Annotated in this window: 11 protein-coding genes; 8 read left to right on the top strand and 3 right to left on the bottom strand. The window is 59.3% G+C overall.

The features are described from left to right. Positions 1 to 14: 14 nt before the first annotated feature. Positions 15 to 800, bottom strand: a complete 786-nt coding sequence (locus BFW87_RS10065; RefSeq protein WP_078739697.1) for a transporter substrate-binding domain-containing protein — start codon at positions 798 to 800, stop codon at positions 15 to 17. Between the two features lie 255 nt (positions 801 to 1,055). Here BFW87_RS10065 and BFW87_RS10060 point away from each other — a divergent pair, with 255 nt between their 5' ends. The 6 genes from BFW87_RS10060 (at position 1,056) to BFW87_RS10035 (ending at position 8,351) form a co-directional block, all read left to right on the top strand. Continuing rightward, complete coding sequence (locus BFW87_RS10060; RefSeq protein ID WP_078739696.1) at positions 1,056 to 1,751, top strand: FadR/GntR family transcriptional regulator; 696 nt, start codon at positions 1,056 to 1,058, stop codon at positions 1,749 to 1,751. A 120-nt stretch (positions 1,752 to 1,871) separates the two neighbouring features. Further along, entirely contained in the window at positions 1,872 to 2,201 is a 330-nt protein-coding gene (trxA, locus tag BFW87_RS10055; protein ID WP_003213989.1) for a thioredoxin TrxA, read from the top strand. Positions 2,202 to 2,437: 236 nt separating this feature from the next. Beyond that, positions 2,438 to 3,697, top strand: a complete 1,260-nt coding sequence (gene rho / locus BFW87_RS10050; RefSeq protein ID WP_003176825.1) for a transcription termination factor Rho — start codon at positions 2,438 to 2,440, stop codon at positions 3,695 to 3,697. Between the two features lie 156 nt (positions 3,698 to 3,853). Then, on the top strand, positions 3,854 to 5,857 hold the full coding sequence (locus BFW87_RS10045; RefSeq protein WP_078739695.1) for an acyltransferase family protein: 2,004 nt from the start codon (positions 3,854 to 3,856) through the stop codon (positions 5,855 to 5,857). A gap of 59 nt (positions 5,858 to 5,916) precedes the next feature. Beyond that, positions 5,917 to 7,383, top strand: coding sequence for a 4-hydroxy-3-polyprenylbenzoate decarboxylase (ubiD, locus tag BFW87_RS10040; protein ID WP_038444369.1), 1,467 nt, complete (start codon positions 5,917 to 5,919; stop codon positions 7,381 to 7,383). Continuing rightward, complete coding sequence (locus BFW87_RS10035) at positions 7,383 to 8,351, top strand: CDP-6-deoxy-delta-3,4-glucoseen reductase (protein ID WP_078739694.1); 969 nt, start codon at positions 7,383 to 7,385, stop codon at positions 8,349 to 8,351. Before ubiD ends, BFW87_RS10035 begins: the two co-directional genes overlap by 1 nt. A gap of 143 nt (positions 8,352 to 8,494) precedes the next feature. Here BFW87_RS10035 and BFW87_RS10030 read toward each other — a convergent pair whose 3' ends face one another. Then, positions 8,495 to 8,977 carry a sn-glycerol-3-phosphate transporter gene (locus BFW87_RS10030; RefSeq protein ID WP_078739693.1) on the bottom strand — a complete coding sequence of 161 codons (483 nt, stop codon included), beginning with the start codon at positions 8,975 to 8,977 and terminating at the stop codon, positions 8,495 to 8,497. Positions 8,978 to 9,305: 328 nt separating this feature from the next. On the opposite strand from BFW87_RS10030, the gene BFW87_RS10025 reads away from it, so the two are divergent. Beyond that, positions 9,306 to 11,693, top strand: a complete 2,388-nt coding sequence (locus BFW87_RS10025; RefSeq protein ID WP_078739692.1) for a TonB-dependent receptor plug domain-containing protein — start codon at positions 9,306 to 9,308, stop codon at positions 11,691 to 11,693. A gap of 26 nt (positions 11,694 to 11,719) precedes the next feature. Continuing rightward, positions 11,720 to 12,376: a gamma-glutamylcyclotransferase gene (locus tag BFW87_RS10020; protein ID WP_078739691.1), complete on the top strand. Its 657-nt coding sequence runs from the start codon at positions 11,720 to 11,722 to the stop codon at positions 12,374 to 12,376. Here the strand turns inward: BFW87_RS10020 and glpT are convergent. Next, the gene (gene glpT / locus BFW87_RS10015) at positions 12,373 to 13,710 is read right to left on the bottom strand and encodes a glycerol-3-phosphate transporter (protein ID WP_078739690.1); all 1,338 of its coding nucleotides are present in this window, start codon (positions 13,708 to 13,710) and stop codon (positions 12,373 to 12,375) included. The genes BFW87_RS10020 and glpT overlap by 4 nt on opposite strands. Positions 13,711 to 13,979: the final 269 nt, after the last annotated feature.

Below are 13,979 nucleotides of genomic sequence, written 5' to 3'. Positions count from 1 at the left end.
GAATCAGCTCCGCTTCAGAGGTCGGCTGGCAGCGGCTCTTTGAGCCATTGCATCGCGTTCTTTTCCAGGCTGCCGTCAGCCTTGGCTGCGACGAGGATCTGGTTGACCTTCTCCAGCAGCGCCGGCTCGTTCTTGTTCACGCCCACGTACACCGGCGAGTCCTTGAGTTTTACCTTCAGTGCCGGGACGCGTTTCGGGTTGCGCTCGCTGATCGCCACCATCACCACGTTGCCGCTGGCGATGAGATCGACCTGGCCGGCCAGGTAGGCGGCGATGGTCGAATTGTTGTCTTCGAAGCGCTTGATGGTCGCCTCTTTCGGTGCCACGGCGGTCAGTTCGATGTCTTCGATGGCGCCGCGCGTCACGCTGATGGTCTTGCCCTTGAGGTCGTCGGTGGTGCTGATGGCGGCGTCAGGCGGCCCGAATACGGCCAGGTAGAACGGCGCGTAGGCCTTGGAGAAGTCGATGACCTTTTCGCGCTCGGCGTTTTTGCCCAGGCTGGAAATCACCAGGTCGACTTTGCCGGTGGTGAGAAACGGGATGCGGTTGGTGCTGTTGACCGGGGTCAGCTCCAGCTTGACCTTGAGCTGGTCGGCCAGCAGCTTGGCGGTGTCGATGTCCAGGCCGCGGGGCTTCATGTCAGGGCCGACCGAGCCGAAGGGCGGGAAATCCTGGGGCACGGCGACCTTCAGGGTGCCACGGGCGATGATATCGTCCAGACCATTGGCATGGGCGGGTGCCTGGCTCAGCATCAAACTGGCAAACAGGGCAGTGAGCAGGGCGCTGTAGCGCTTGGTCATGGCAACTCTCCGGGAATGGCGAAGGAATTTTCTGCTGTTGGGCAGTGCACAGCCCATGCCATCACTGCCTGGATCGTCTGTAACGCTGGAATTTGTTGGGGCGGGGTGGTCTTACTGGTCTGAACAGTGCGTGTATTTTTCGCACCGTTTTCGAGCGTCGCCAAAACCCCGCGAGCCCCTTTGGGGCGTGGCTTGCCGACGGCCGCGAATAGCTTTACAACTAGCCGCTCAGTTGTCTGGAACCTTGAGTTTTTTATGAATTCCATCGCCCAAGCCGTACCGGAAGCGGCCCTGCAGGCCATCCGCAAACTGATCAAGGAGCAGGGCTTCGGTGCGGGTGATGCATTGCCGTCCCAGCGCGACCTGGCGGTGCAGTTGGGCGTGAGCCGTGCGTCGTTGCGCGAGGCGTTGTCGTCCCTCAGCGCCTTGGGTGTGGTCAGTGTGCAGCCGGGCAAAGGCGTGTTCGTGCAGGCGGTTGACGAAGCGCCGGGGTTTGCCTGGCCCTTTGCGGCGCAGGCCACGCCGCTGGACATCTTCCAGCTGCGCTATGCCCTTGAGGGGTTTGCGGCAGGGCTGGCAGCCATGACGTTGACTCTGGATGAGCTGGACGCCCTGGAGGACAACGTCGAGGCGATGCGCAAGGTGCTCAAGGCCGGCGACTTCGAAGCGGCGGCCCGGTTGGACTTCGAATTTCACCAGCGCATCCTGCTGGCCAGCGGTAATCAGGCGATGGTGAGCATTCTGAGTGCCAGCGCCGAGGTCTTTCTGGAGAGCCAGAAGCTACCGTTCATCCGACCGGAACGTGCCATGGAAACCTGGCAGGAGCACCGCAAGATCCTGCGTGCCCTGGCCCGGCGCGCCAGTGCCGCGGCGCAGAAAACCATGCAGGAGCACGTGCGCAATGCGGCCTTGCGCACCGGCATCGCCTTCGTGACCCCCGTGGCACCCTGAGTGGGCGATACCCACACTCATGCGCCACCATAGCAAGACTCAATCAGAGGCGGCTTCCTGAACGGGGGAAGGGCGGCTATGATGGGCCACGTTTTTTTTGCTTACAATCCGGAGACATCCATGAGCAACGATCTTATCAAGCACGTCACCGACGCGACCTTTGAGGCCGAAGTACTCAAGGCTCAAGGCCCGGTGCTGGTTGACTACTGGGCTGAATGGTGTGGCCCTTGCAAAATGATCGCTCCTGTTCTGGACGACATTGCGACCACCTACGAAGGCAAGCTGACCATTGCCAAGCTGAACATCGACGACAACCAGGAAACCCCGGCCAAGCATGGCGTGCGTGGTATCCCGACGCTGATGCTGTTCAAGAACGGCAACGTTGAAGCCACCAAAGTGGGCGCGCTGTCGAAGTCCCAGCTGCAAGCTTTCCTCGACGCGAACATCTAAGCGTCGTCAAAAAAGCCCCGCCAACCCGCGGGGCTTTTTCGTGAAACAGGGCTAGACGCTCCGAAATTCAGGTGGTACATTCGGCCCCGCACTGGTTTCTCCACTGCCCCCTGCAAGCCGTCGCCGACGCATTCCTTTTCGATTAGTACGCGATCCTGTCGCCTTCTCTGCGGCGCGGCCTCATTAAGCCAAAAGCTTAATTTCCCCCCCTCCATAAATGATTACGTCATTCCTATATGAATCTGACTGAACTCAAGCAAAAGCCGATTACCGACCTGCTTCAACTGGCCGAAGAAATGGGCATAGAAAATATGGCCCGTTCGCGCAAGCAGGACGTGATTTTCTCCCTGCTCAAAAAGCACGCGAAAAGCGGCGAGGAAATCTCCGGTGATGGCGTGCTGGAGATTCTCCAGGACGGCTTCGGCTTTCTCCGCTCTGCAGACGCTTCCTACCTTGCCGGCCCAGACGATATCTACGTCTCGCCGAGCCAGATCCGTCGCTTCAACTTGCGCACCGGTGACACCATCGTCGGCAAGATCCGCCCTCCAAAGGAAGGCGAGCGTTATTTCGCCCTGCTCAAGGTCGACACGATCAACTTCGATCGTCCCGAGAACGCGAAAAACAAGATTCTCTTCGAGAACCTGACGCCGCTGTTCCCGACCGTGCGCATGAAGATGGAAGCCGGTAACGGTTCCACCGAAGACTTGACCGGTCGTGTTATCGACCTGTGCGCTCCGATCGGTAAAGGCCAGCGCGGCCTGATCGTTGCACCGCCGAAAGCCGGTAAAACCATCATGCTGCAGAACATTGCAGCGAACATCGCACGTAACAATCCTGAAGTTCATCTGATCGTCTTGCTGATCGATGAGCGTCCGGAAGAAGTGACCGAAATGCAGCGCACCGTGCGCGGCGAAGTGGTTGCCTCCACGTTCGATGAGCCGCCAACCCGCCACGTGCAGGTTGCCGAAATGGTGATCGAGAAGGCCAAGCGCCTGGTCGAACACAAGAAAGACGTGGTGATCCTGCTCGACTCGATCACCCGTCTGGCCCGTGCCTACAACACCGTGATCCCGAGCTCCGGCAAGGTATTGACCGGTGGTGTCGATGCCCACGCCCTGGAGAAACCGAAGCGTTTCTTCGGCGCCGCGCGGAACATCGAAGAAGGCGGCTCACTGACCATTATCGCCACCGCACTGGTTGAAACCGGTTCGAAGATGGACGAAGTGATCTACGAAGAGTTCAAGGGTACCGGCAACATGGAACTGCCCCTGGACCGTCGCATCGCGGAAAAACGCGTGTTCCCGGCCATCAACATCAACCGTTCCGGCACCCGCCGCGAAGAGTTGCTGACGGCCGACGACGAACTGCAGCGCATGTGGATCCTGCGCAAGCTGCTGCACCCGATGGACGAAGTCGCCGCCATCGAGTTCCTGATCGACAAGCTGAAAACCACCAAAACCAACGACGAGTTCTTCCTGTCGATGAAGCGTAAGTAACACGACGATTCAGGTCGAAGAAAAAATGGTGCCCTTGAGGGTGCCATTTTTTTTGCGCCAAACAGGGAGGTTTGTGTGCCGAGAGTGTCAGTAGAGAAACAAAAAGGGCGAGTACGCCTACGCTCTCTTCCATATGTATCAGGCTGATTACGATTTATGACCGCTCTTGCTTACCGAAGAGACATTGATGGCCTGCGCGCTATCGCTGTCCTGGCTGTAGTGTTGTTCCACTTTGGGGTTCCTGGCGTCACCGGCGGCTTCGTCGGCGTAGATGTTTTTTTTGTGATTTCAGGTTTCCTGATCACGTCGATCATCCTGCGTGAGCGCGAGGGTGGGCATTTCAGCTTTCTGAATTTTTGGGCGCGCCGGGCCCGGCGTATCCTGCCAGCGTTGCTGGTGATGATGTCTGTGTCCTTGATCGTCGGATGGTTCCTGATGGCGCCCAAGGACTATTCCGAGCTGGGCCGATCGATCCATAACCAGGCGATCTTCATCTCCAATTTATTCTTCATGCGGCAGGACGGCTATTTCGAAACCGCCTCTGATATGAAGCCGATGCTGCACACTTGGTCGCTGTCGGTCGAAGAACAGTTCTACATTGCGTTTCCGCTGTTGCTGGCGCTGTTGTCGAGCCGGCTCAAGCACTGGCGCAGCGCGTTGTTCGTGTTGCTGCTGGTGTCATTTGCGGCGAGCGTGTGGGCTGTGGCGCACGCGCCGGACAAAGCGTTTTTCCTGCTACCTATGCGTGCCTGGGAGCTGCTGGCGGGCTCCATGCTGGCCGTTATGCCCGCGCGCGCCAAACGTACAAGCCCGATGTTGGCGCAAGCCGTCAGCGCTATCAGCCTGGGGCTGATCCTGGTGGCAGTCGTTGGCTATGACGACAGCACCGCCTTCCCGGGTTTGGCGGCCCTGTTGCCGGTGTTGGGCGTGGTCGGGCTGATTTGGGCCAACGGCCAACACACCACGTGGGTCGGGCGGTTGCTGGGCAGCCGCGTGTTGGTCGGCATTGGGCTGATTTCGTATTCCTGGTACCTGTGGCATTGGCCGGTGCTGGTGTTTGGCAAATACGCGAATATTGCTGATCTGACGCCTTTTCAGCTTGCGGCCCTGTTCAGCCTGAGCCTGCTGCTGGGGTATGCGTCCTGGCGCTTTGTCGAGGGGCCATTTCGTGAGCGACGCCTGTTGGCTGGAAATCGGGCAGTGCTGGCAGCGGCGGTCGTTGGGCTGGTCAGCCTGGGTTTGATCGGCAAAGGCCTGGTGTGGTCGGATGGTTTTACCTGGCGGTTGTCGCCTCAGGCGCTGCAATTTGCCAAGGCTTACACCTGGAGCCCCAAGCTGGTGAATTGCCTGTCGGATGACAAGAAAAACAAACACCGTGAGCTGTGCCATTTTGGCCCGCAAGGCGGCGCGGCGCGTGCCCTGGTCTGGGGTGACAGCCATGCCTCGGCGTTGATTCCTGCGTTGAAAGACGGTGCTGGCAAGTACGACTTCGGCATCACGCAGGCCGGATACGCCGGCTGCCTGCCTTTTTACCGCAAAGAAAACACGCAGGGCTGCAACGCTTTTAATGATCGCGTCACCCAGTTGCTGAGCCACGAGTCGTTCAGTGATGTGGTGCTCGTTGCACGTTGGAGCCTTTACGTTTATGGCCAGCGCAACGGTGATACAGGCCCTACGATTCATGATCCGGCGACAGGGAAATATGACCGTGCCGTCGCTGAGCGCAAATTCTCCGAGGGCGTCACTGCGCTGGTGCACCAACTGCGAGCCAGTGGCCACCGTGTGTGGCTGGTCAAGGAAGTACCGTTGCAGGAATTCAACGTGCCTTACCGGCTCAGCCGCCTGGCAATGCTGGGGCGCCCGACCGATAAGGAAGGTTTGCCAGTCACCGAACACCTGCAGCGACAAGCCACGATCAGCGCTGTTTTTGAGCAGATCGCGGCAGCAGACTCGGGTGTGCAACTCCTGGATCCGGCGCCCAAGCTGTGTGATGCCAATGGCTGGTGTCGGGTCGAGTTGGGCGGTCAGGCGCTGTATACCGACGATAACCACCTTTCTATCGTGGGCACGCATTATGTGGAAGGCTTCCTTGATCCGTTCTTCAACACCTTGCGCAACGTCTCCGTCGAGTCGGGTGTGAGTCGTAATGACGTGCAATAAGCTGCCAGCGTCCGTAAGAGCAGGTAGGATGTACGCCTATTTTACGGGTGGCATGGTTAATGAAATTCAAGGATCTTCGGGATTTCGTGCAGCAACTTGAGCAGCGCGGAGAGTTGAAACGCATCCAGGTGCCGGTCTCCCCGGTCCTGGAGATGACTGAGATTTGCGACCGTACCCTGCGTAACAAGGGCCCGGCGCTGCTGTTCGAGAACCCGACCGGCTTTGATATCCCGGTGCTTGGCAACCTGTTCGGCACGCCCGACCGTGTGGCCTTTGGCATGGGCGCCGAGTCAGTCAGCGAGCTGCGCGAAATCGGCAAGCTGCTGGCGTTCCTGAAGGAACCCGAGCCGCCCAAGGGCTTGAAGGACGCCTGGTCGAAGCTGCCGATCTTCCGCAAGATCATTGCCATGGCCCCCAAAGTGGTCAAGGACGCGGTGTGCCAGGAAGTGGTCATCGAAGGTGATGATGTCGACCTGGCGATGCTCCCGGTGCAGACCTGCTGGCCCGGCGATGTTGGCCCGCTGATCACCTGGGGCCTGACCGTCACCAAAGGCCCGAACAAGGACCGCCAGAACCTCGGTATCTACCGCCAACAAGTGATCGGCCGCAACAAGGTGATCATGCGCTGGCTGAGCCACCGTGGCGGTGCGCTGGACTTCCGTGAGTGGTGCGAAAAGCATCCGGGGCAGCCGTTCCCGGTCTCGGTGGCCCTGGGCGCAGACCCGGCGACCATCCTCGGCGCCGTAACCCCGGTGCCTGACAGCCTGTCCGAATATGCCTTTGCGGGCCTGCTGCGCGGTAACCGCACGGAGCTGGTGAAATGCCGTGGTAACGACCTGCAAGTGCCAGCGACTGCCGAAATCATTCTTGAAGGCGTGATTCATCCGGGCGAAATGGCCGATGAAGGCCCTTACGGTGACCACACCGGCTACTACAACGAAGTCGACAGCTTTCCGGTGTTCACCGTCGAGCGCATCACCCACCGTATCAAGCCGATCTACCACAGCACCTACACCGGCCGTCCGCCGGATGAGCCGGCCATTCTGGGCGTGGCACTGAACGAGGTGTTCGTACCGATCCTGCAGAAGCAGTTCCCCGAGATCACCGACTTCTACCTGCCGCCTGAAGGCTGCTCGTACCGCATGGCCATTGTGACCATGAAGAAGTCGTACCCGGGCCACGCCAAGCGTGTGATGCTGGGTGTGTGGTCGTTTTTGCGACAGTTCATGTACACCAAATTCGTTATCGTCACCGACGACGATATCAATGCCCGCGACTGGAACGACGTGATCTGGGCCATCACCACGCGCATGGACCCCAAGCGCGACACGGTGATGATAGATAACACGCCGATCGATTACCTCGACTTCGCTTCGCCGGTGTCGGGCCTTGGCTCGAAAATGGGCTTGGATGCCACCCACAAATGGCCGGGTGAAACTACCCGGGAGTGGGGTCGGGTGATCGTCAAGGATGAAGCCGTCACCGCGCGTGTTGACGCGATGTGGAAAGAATTGGGAATAGATTGATGCGTGTAACACTGCAACCTTCCGGCGCCATATTGGAGCTGGTACCTGGCGAGCGAATCCTGGAAGGGGCGCGCCGCCTGGGCTATGAATGCCCGCAGGCTTGTCGCAATGGCGTATGCCACGTGTGTGCGGCGCTGCTGGTGGAGGGCCGGGTGCAACAAGCCGGTGAGGTTCGCGACCATGGTGAGTTCTTCACCTGCATCGCCGAACCGCTGGAAGATTGCATTGTGTTGTGGGATGGCGTGTTGGCGCCGGGAGAGTTGCCATTGCGCAAGTTGTCGTGCCAATTGAGTGAGTGTGTGGAGGTCGGTGGCGATGTGTGGCGCGTGCGCCTGCGTGCCCCGGCCGGCAAAGCGCTGCGTTACCACGCCGGGCAATACCTGATGATTGAGCGGGAGAATGGCGAAAAATCGGCGTTCTCTCTGGCTTCCGCACCCCATGCCGGGCGCGAGCTGGAGTTGCATGTGCTGGCCCGCGAGGACAGCGCACGCAACCTGCTTGAACAGTTGCAACGCAACCAGATGGCGCGCATTGAACTGCCCTTTGGTGACACTCACCTGGCCGAATTGCCGGACGGGCCGCTAGTGCTCATCGCCGCCGGCACCGGCATGGCGCAGATGCACAGCCTCATCGAGCATTGTCGCGCCTCCGGCTTCAAGCACCCGGTGCATCTGTATTGGGGCGTGCGCCGCCCGGAAGATTTCTACGAAATTGAACACTGGGACCAGTGGCTGCAGCTGCCTAACCTGTTCCTGCACAAAGTCGTCAGCGACCTGTGCGGCTGGGAAGGGCGCTGCGGGCTGTTGCATGAGGCGGTGTGTGAAGACATCAGCGACCTCAAGGCCGTGCACGTTTACGCCAGTGGTTCGCCGGCGATGATTTACGGCACGCTGGATGCGCTGGTCGAAGCCGGCATGGATGCGCACCAGATGCGCGCCGATGTGTTCGCCTACGCGCCTCGGCCCTGATCCGATCACCGATCAAACTGTGGGAGCTGGCTTGCCTGCGATGGCGGCGTGTCAGCTTGCACACAGTGCACTGACCCACCGCCATCGCAGGCAAGCCAGCTCCCATAGGGATTTGTGTTTGCATCAAGGATTTGTGTCTGCTTTTAGAAGCGCACGCCGGTCGTGATCATCGCCGCATTGAACCCCAGCAACACCACTTCCGCCGCAACCGGCCCGTAATGGGTGCCCACGGACGGAATAATCACCGGCGCAATGCCGAAACGGTTCAATGGAATCTTGTCGCGGTATTTGCCGCGATAGCCCTGGATCGCCCCGCCCGTGAGTTTTAGATACACCGGATAGTCGGCCATGTCATAGCGTTTGCCCGCGTAGGCGTAATACGAGCGCTGGCTGAACGAGTTGCGAAACGTCGCCCCGCCATACACAAAACCTGAGGCTTCATTGCGCTCCAGGTTGATCAGATCCTGATTGTTGTTGTGCTTGGGGTCGGGCGAAAAGTGCCGGGTGTATACGCTGGTCTGCGCATACCAAAAACCTTTGTCGTCATTGGCCGGCGGTACTTCGGCGGCGAGTGCGGTAGTGGCCTGGGCAAGGAACAACAAGCCGGGCAGTCGGAATTTCTTCATGGGTGCGACCTCGGTAGTCGGTGTGATGGGCGGCTAGGTGGGTCGTGATGTGCGCGTTATTTTGACGGCTTGGCACATGCCCAGGCTGAACCGGGGCTGAAAGTACCGGGATTGCTGCGCGCAATCCTGACGAGTGGGGCACCGGGCTTATGCATTCGCTTATTCCTTAAAGGTATTTAATTTGTTACATAAATATCTTTAAGCTATATCTCAACGGACTACCGATTTATTCCAATAACCAATAACTGACCGCCACCGCCCGCCAGCCGGATCGATCGTACGAACTCAGAGCGTTGACGTTCTGATTGTTGATTCAAAGGGGAGCGGTATGGGGAGTTACAGGAAACACGCGCTGTACTCAGCGATTTTGTCAGCCAATTTGCTGACCGCTGCAGGCTTCAACCCGGTATCGGCGGCCGAAACAACCACCGCCGACGCACCAAAGCTCGACACCGTCATCGTCACCGGTACCCGCGCCCAAGAGCGCACCGCCAGTGCTTCGCTGTCACCCATCGATGTGATTTCCGGCGATACCCTGCGCAGCACCGGCTCCGATGAGCTGGGCGCCGTGTTGGCGCGCCTGATTCCATCGATCAACTTCCCGCGCCCAAGCCTGGTGGATGGCGCGGAGCTGGTGCGGCCTGCGCAGTTGCGCGGCCTGTCGCCGGATCAGGTGCTGGTGCTGGTTAACGGCAAGCGCCGCCACACCAGTGCGTTCGTCAATTTGGGCGGTGCGGTGGGCCGTGGCTCGGCACCCGCGGACCTGAATGCGATCCCGCTGTCGGCGGTGGACCACATCGAAGTGCTGCGCGATGGTGCATCCGCCCGTTATGGCTCCGACGCGATTGCCGGGGTGATCAACGTGATCCTCAAGCACGACGACCACGGTGGTTCGATTTCGACCAAGTTCGGTGAATACAAAAAAGGTGACGGTATCCAGCGCAATGTCAGCGGCAATACCGGCTTTGCGCTGGGTGACAATGGCTTTATCAACGTGTCGGGCGAAGGCGCCGACAACGATTACACCAACCGCGCAGGCGACGATTTCCGACCGGGCAGTGTAGGTTCCACTACTTACGGCCAGCGCGTGTTCCGTCAGGGCGAGCCGGCAACCAATGAAGGCAAATTCCAGTTCAACTCCGAATATTCTTTCAACGACGCGGCCGAGTTCTACAGTTTCGGCGGCTACAGCAAGCGGCGCGGCGAAACGGCGGCGTTTTACCGGGCGAGCAATGCGTCCAACAACATCCCCGCGCTCAACCCCAATGGTTACTTGCCGCTGATCAAGGGTGATCTGGAAGATACCTCGTTGGTGGTCGGGTTGCGTGGCTTGCTGGCTTACGACTGGCATTACGACCTGTCGGCCAACTATGGCAAGAACCAATATGAGTTGAGCACCGAAACCATCAACACCTCACTCGGCCTGGCGACGCCGCGCAAATTCAACAACGGCACACTGAGCAATGACCAGAAACAGGTCAGCCTGGACCTGTCCCGCGAATTTGATCTGGGCTTTCTGCCTTACCCGGTGTCGGTGGCCTTCGGCGGTGAATACCTGCATCAGGGTTATGAAATCGAAGCGGGCGAGCCAGCGTCCTACTACCAGACCGGCAGTTCGGGCCTCGGTGGTTTCCGCGATGCCGACGCCGGCAGCAGCTCGCGGCACAACTGGGCCCAGTACCTGGACCTGGAAACCAACTTCACCGAAAAACTCAGTGCCTCGGCGGCCGTGCGCCACGAGGATTACAGCGACTTCGGCTCCAACGTCAGCGGCTCGTTGTCGGCGCGTTACGACTTCACCCCGCAAGTGGCCTTGCGCGGCAGTATTTCCAACGGTTTCCGCGCGCCGTCCCTGGCCCAGCAGAACTTTGCCTACACCTCGTCGCAGTTGATTGGCAGCACTATCCAGGAGGCGGGCACCTTCCCGGCCAATAGCCAGGTCGCCCGTCTGTTGGGCGCCGAAGACCTGAAAGCCGAGAAATCACGCAACTACAGCCTGGGCCTGGTGCTGGAACCGGCAGATGATCTGACCGTGACCCTCGATGTGTACCGCATCGACATCCGCGACCGCATCAGCCTGTCGTCCAACCTCAACCTCAACCCGGCGACCATTGCCTACCTGCAAGCCAACGGGGTCGGCAACATCAACTACACCACGGCGCGTTACTTCACCAACGCCACAGACACCAGCACCGACGGCGTCGATCTGGTGGCCAACTACCGCTACCAGTTCGATAACGGCATCCGCTGGAACAGCACCGTGGGCTACAACTACAACCACACCAAAGTGACCGACGTGAAGGCCAACCCGGCCATCCTCGACAGCTTGGGCGCCAACCTTCTGCGGGTAGACCGTCGCGAGCAGATCGGTTTGCTCGGCGACACCACGCCTCAGCACAAACTGACGCTGGGTAACGATTTCACCTACGGCAATTGGGCGCTGCACAGCAACCTGGTGCGCTATGGTGAGTTCACCAGTTACCAGACGGACAAGGTCAACGATCAGACTTTCAACGCGACCTGGATACTGGATTTGTCGGCGGACTATAAGCTCAAGAATTGGACCTTCACCCTGGGTGGCGACAACATCACCGACAAATACCCGGAGAAGGTCAACGCGTTCGCCAGCAGTGGCGGCAACCTCGCCTACAGTACTTTTTCGCCGTACGGTTACAGCGGCGCGTTTTATTACGGTAAAGTTGCCTATAACTGGTAGTACGCAGGAGACCTAAGCGATTCGCCATGACTGTTATTGAATCCGATCTTATGCAATTGGCTTACCCTCCGCGGCTCGATCTGGGGCCGCAACTCACTCACGAACAGTTGATGAGCTCAATGCAGGCCACCATGGCCCGGCATAAGGGTGGGCCGGTCTGGCTATTCGCTTATGGTTCGCTGATCTGGCGTCCCGAATGCTCCTCGACCGAGCGCGTGCGGGCACGGGTCCACGGTTATCACCGGGGCCTGTATCTGTGGTCGCATGAGCATCGGGGTACGCCGGAGCTGCCGGGTTTGGTCTTTGGTCTGGATCGCGGCGGCTCCTGCAGCGGGTTTGCCTACCGCTTGCCGGAAGACCAGCTCGAAGCCTCGCTTTACGCTTTGTGGCAGCGTGAGATGCCTTACCCCTCCTACCGGCCGCACTGGCTCAACTGCCGTCTCGAAGATGGCAGCCAGGTACAGGCGTTGGGGTTTGTGTTGGAGCGGCACTTGCCAAGCTATGCCGGCAACCTGCCCGACATCGTGCTCAACCACGTGCTGGAAAGCGCTTGCGGGCGTTACGGCACTACGCGCGATTATGTCGAGCAGACCGTCAACGCCCTGCGTAGCCACGCCATGCCAGACAAAAATCTGGAGGCGCGGCTCAAGCGTTGTGCGAAGGGATGTTCAGGCGGCGATTAACGCGCCGTGCTGATGCTGTTGGTGTGCCACAGCGTTGGGATCAGGAACGCGATTGCCAACAGGCACGCGCCTACCAGCAGTACGAAACCCCCGTCCCAGCCAAAATGGTCGACCGTGTAGCCCATGGCTGCACTGGCGGCCACCGAGCCTCCCAGGTAACCGAACAAACCGGTGAACCCCGCAGCGGTACCGGCGGCTTTCTTCGGTGCCAGTTCCAGCGCTTGCAGGCCGATCAGCATCACCGGGCCGTAAATCAGGAAGCCGATCGAGAACAGCGCAATCATGTCGACCATCGGGTTGCCCGGCGGGTTGAGCCAGTAAACCAGCGTCGCCACGGTGACCAGCGCCATGAATACGATGCCGGTCAGGCCACGGTTGCCACGGAAGATCTTGTCCGACATCCAGCCGCACAGTAGCGTGCCCGGAATGCCCGCCCACTCATAGAAGAAGTACGCCCACGAGGTTTTATCCACGTCGAAGTGCTTGGCTTCCTTGAGATAAGTCGGCGCCCAGTCCAGCACGCCGTAGCGCAGCAGGTAGACGAAGACGTTGGCGAAGGCGATGTACCACAGCATTTTGTTGCGCAGCACGTACTTGACGAAGATTTCCTTGGCGCTGAATTCTTCTTCGTGGCTGGCGTTGTAGCCTTCCGGGTAATCGTTCTTGTATTCCTCGATCGGCGGCAGGCCCACCGATTGCGGGGTGTCGCGCATGGTGATGAAGGCAAACGCCGCCACTGCCAACGCCACGGTCGCCGGCACGTAGAAGGCTGCGTGCCAGTCGTTGAACCAGGCCATGCCGAGCAGGAACAGCGGGCCAATCAGGCCGCCGCCGACGTTGTGCGCCACGTTCCACACCGACACCACGCCGCCGCGTTCTTTCTGCGACCACCAGTGCACCATCGTTCGTCCACTTGGCGGCCAGCCCATGCCTTGAGCCCAGCCATTGATGAACAGCAAAATGAACATCATGGTCACGCTGGACGTCGCCCAAGGTGCGAAACCGAAAATGAACATCACGCCCGCTGATATCAGCAGGCCGAAGGGCAGGAAGTAGCGTGGGTTGGAGCGGTCGGACACCAGGCCCATGAGGAACTTGGACAAGCCGTAGGCAATCGCAATCGCCGACATCGCCAGGCCCAGTTGACCACGGGTGTAACCCTCGTCGATCAAGTAGGGCATGGCCAGGGAGAAGTTTTTACGCAGCAGGTAGTACCCGGCGTAACCGAAGAAAATACCGGCGAAGATCTGCCAGCGCAGTCGTCGGTAGGTACTGTCTATTTTTTCTTCAGGCAGGCGTGCCTGGTGTGCGGCAGGTCGAAAGAAAGCAAACATTCAAGAGCTCCAAATTTCTTGTTTTGACTGCGGATGCGAATGTTACAGTTTCGTTACCGAAAATAGCATCGCCTCTTATCTGCAAACACAGGAAATGGGAGCAATTGCATGTTCTCTTATGAACATGTCGTGAATAGATAAGTGTGGGTCGTGATAGGTGCTCAAGAACACTGAAGATCAAATGTGGGAGCTGGCTTGCCTGCGATGGCGGTCTGTCAGTGATATCGCTATCGCAGGCAAGCCAGCTCCCACATTAACCACATTTCAAG

The sequence above is a fragment of the Pseudomonas fluorescens genome (assembly GCF_002022275.1).
Lineage (GTDB): Bacteria > Pseudomonadota > Gammaproteobacteria > Pseudomonadales > Pseudomonadaceae > Aquipseudomonas > Aquipseudomonas fluorescens_AJ.
The sequence above is the reverse complement of the archived record's forward strand: the minus strand, read 5'-3'. Positions and strand labels throughout refer to the sequence as shown.

Excerpts from the sequence above, each read along its gene's own strand:
- BFW87_RS10065 (WP_078739697.1), bottom strand. The coding sequence starts at position 800 with ATGACCAAGCGCTACAGCGCCCTGCTCACTGCCCTGTTTGCCAGTTTG.
- BFW87_RS10060 (WP_078739696.1), top strand. The coding sequence starts at position 1,056 with ATGAATTCCATCGCCCAAGCCGTACCGGAAGCGGCCCTGCAGGCCATC.
- trxA (WP_003213989.1), top strand. The coding sequence starts at position 1,872 with ATGAGCAACGATCTTATCAAGCACGTCACCGACGCGACCTTTGAGGCC.
- rho (WP_003176825.1), top strand. The coding sequence starts at position 2,438 with ATGAATCTGACTGAACTCAAGCAAAAGCCGATTACCGACCTGCTTCAA.
- BFW87_RS10045 (WP_078739695.1), top strand. The coding sequence starts at position 3,854 with ATGACCGCTCTTGCTTACCGAAGAGACATTGATGGCCTGCGCGCTATC.
- ubiD (WP_038444369.1), top strand. The coding sequence starts at position 5,917 with ATGAAATTCAAGGATCTTCGGGATTTCGTGCAGCAACTTGAGCAGCGC.
- BFW87_RS10035 (WP_078739694.1), top strand. The coding sequence starts at position 7,383 with ATGCGTGTAACACTGCAACCTTCCGGCGCCATATTGGAGCTGGTACCT.
- BFW87_RS10030 (WP_078739693.1), bottom strand. The coding sequence starts at position 8,977 with ATGAAGAAATTCCGACTGCCCGGCTTGTTGTTCCTTGCCCAGGCCACT.
- BFW87_RS10025 (WP_078739692.1), top strand. The coding sequence starts at position 9,306 with ATGGGGAGTTACAGGAAACACGCGCTGTACTCAGCGATTTTGTCAGCC.
- BFW87_RS10020 (WP_078739691.1), top strand. The coding sequence starts at position 11,720 with ATGACTGTTATTGAATCCGATCTTATGCAATTGGCTTACCCTCCGCGG.
- glpT (WP_078739690.1), bottom strand. The coding sequence starts at position 13,710 with ATGTTTGCTTTCTTTCGACCTGCCGCACACCAGGCACGCCTGCCTGAA.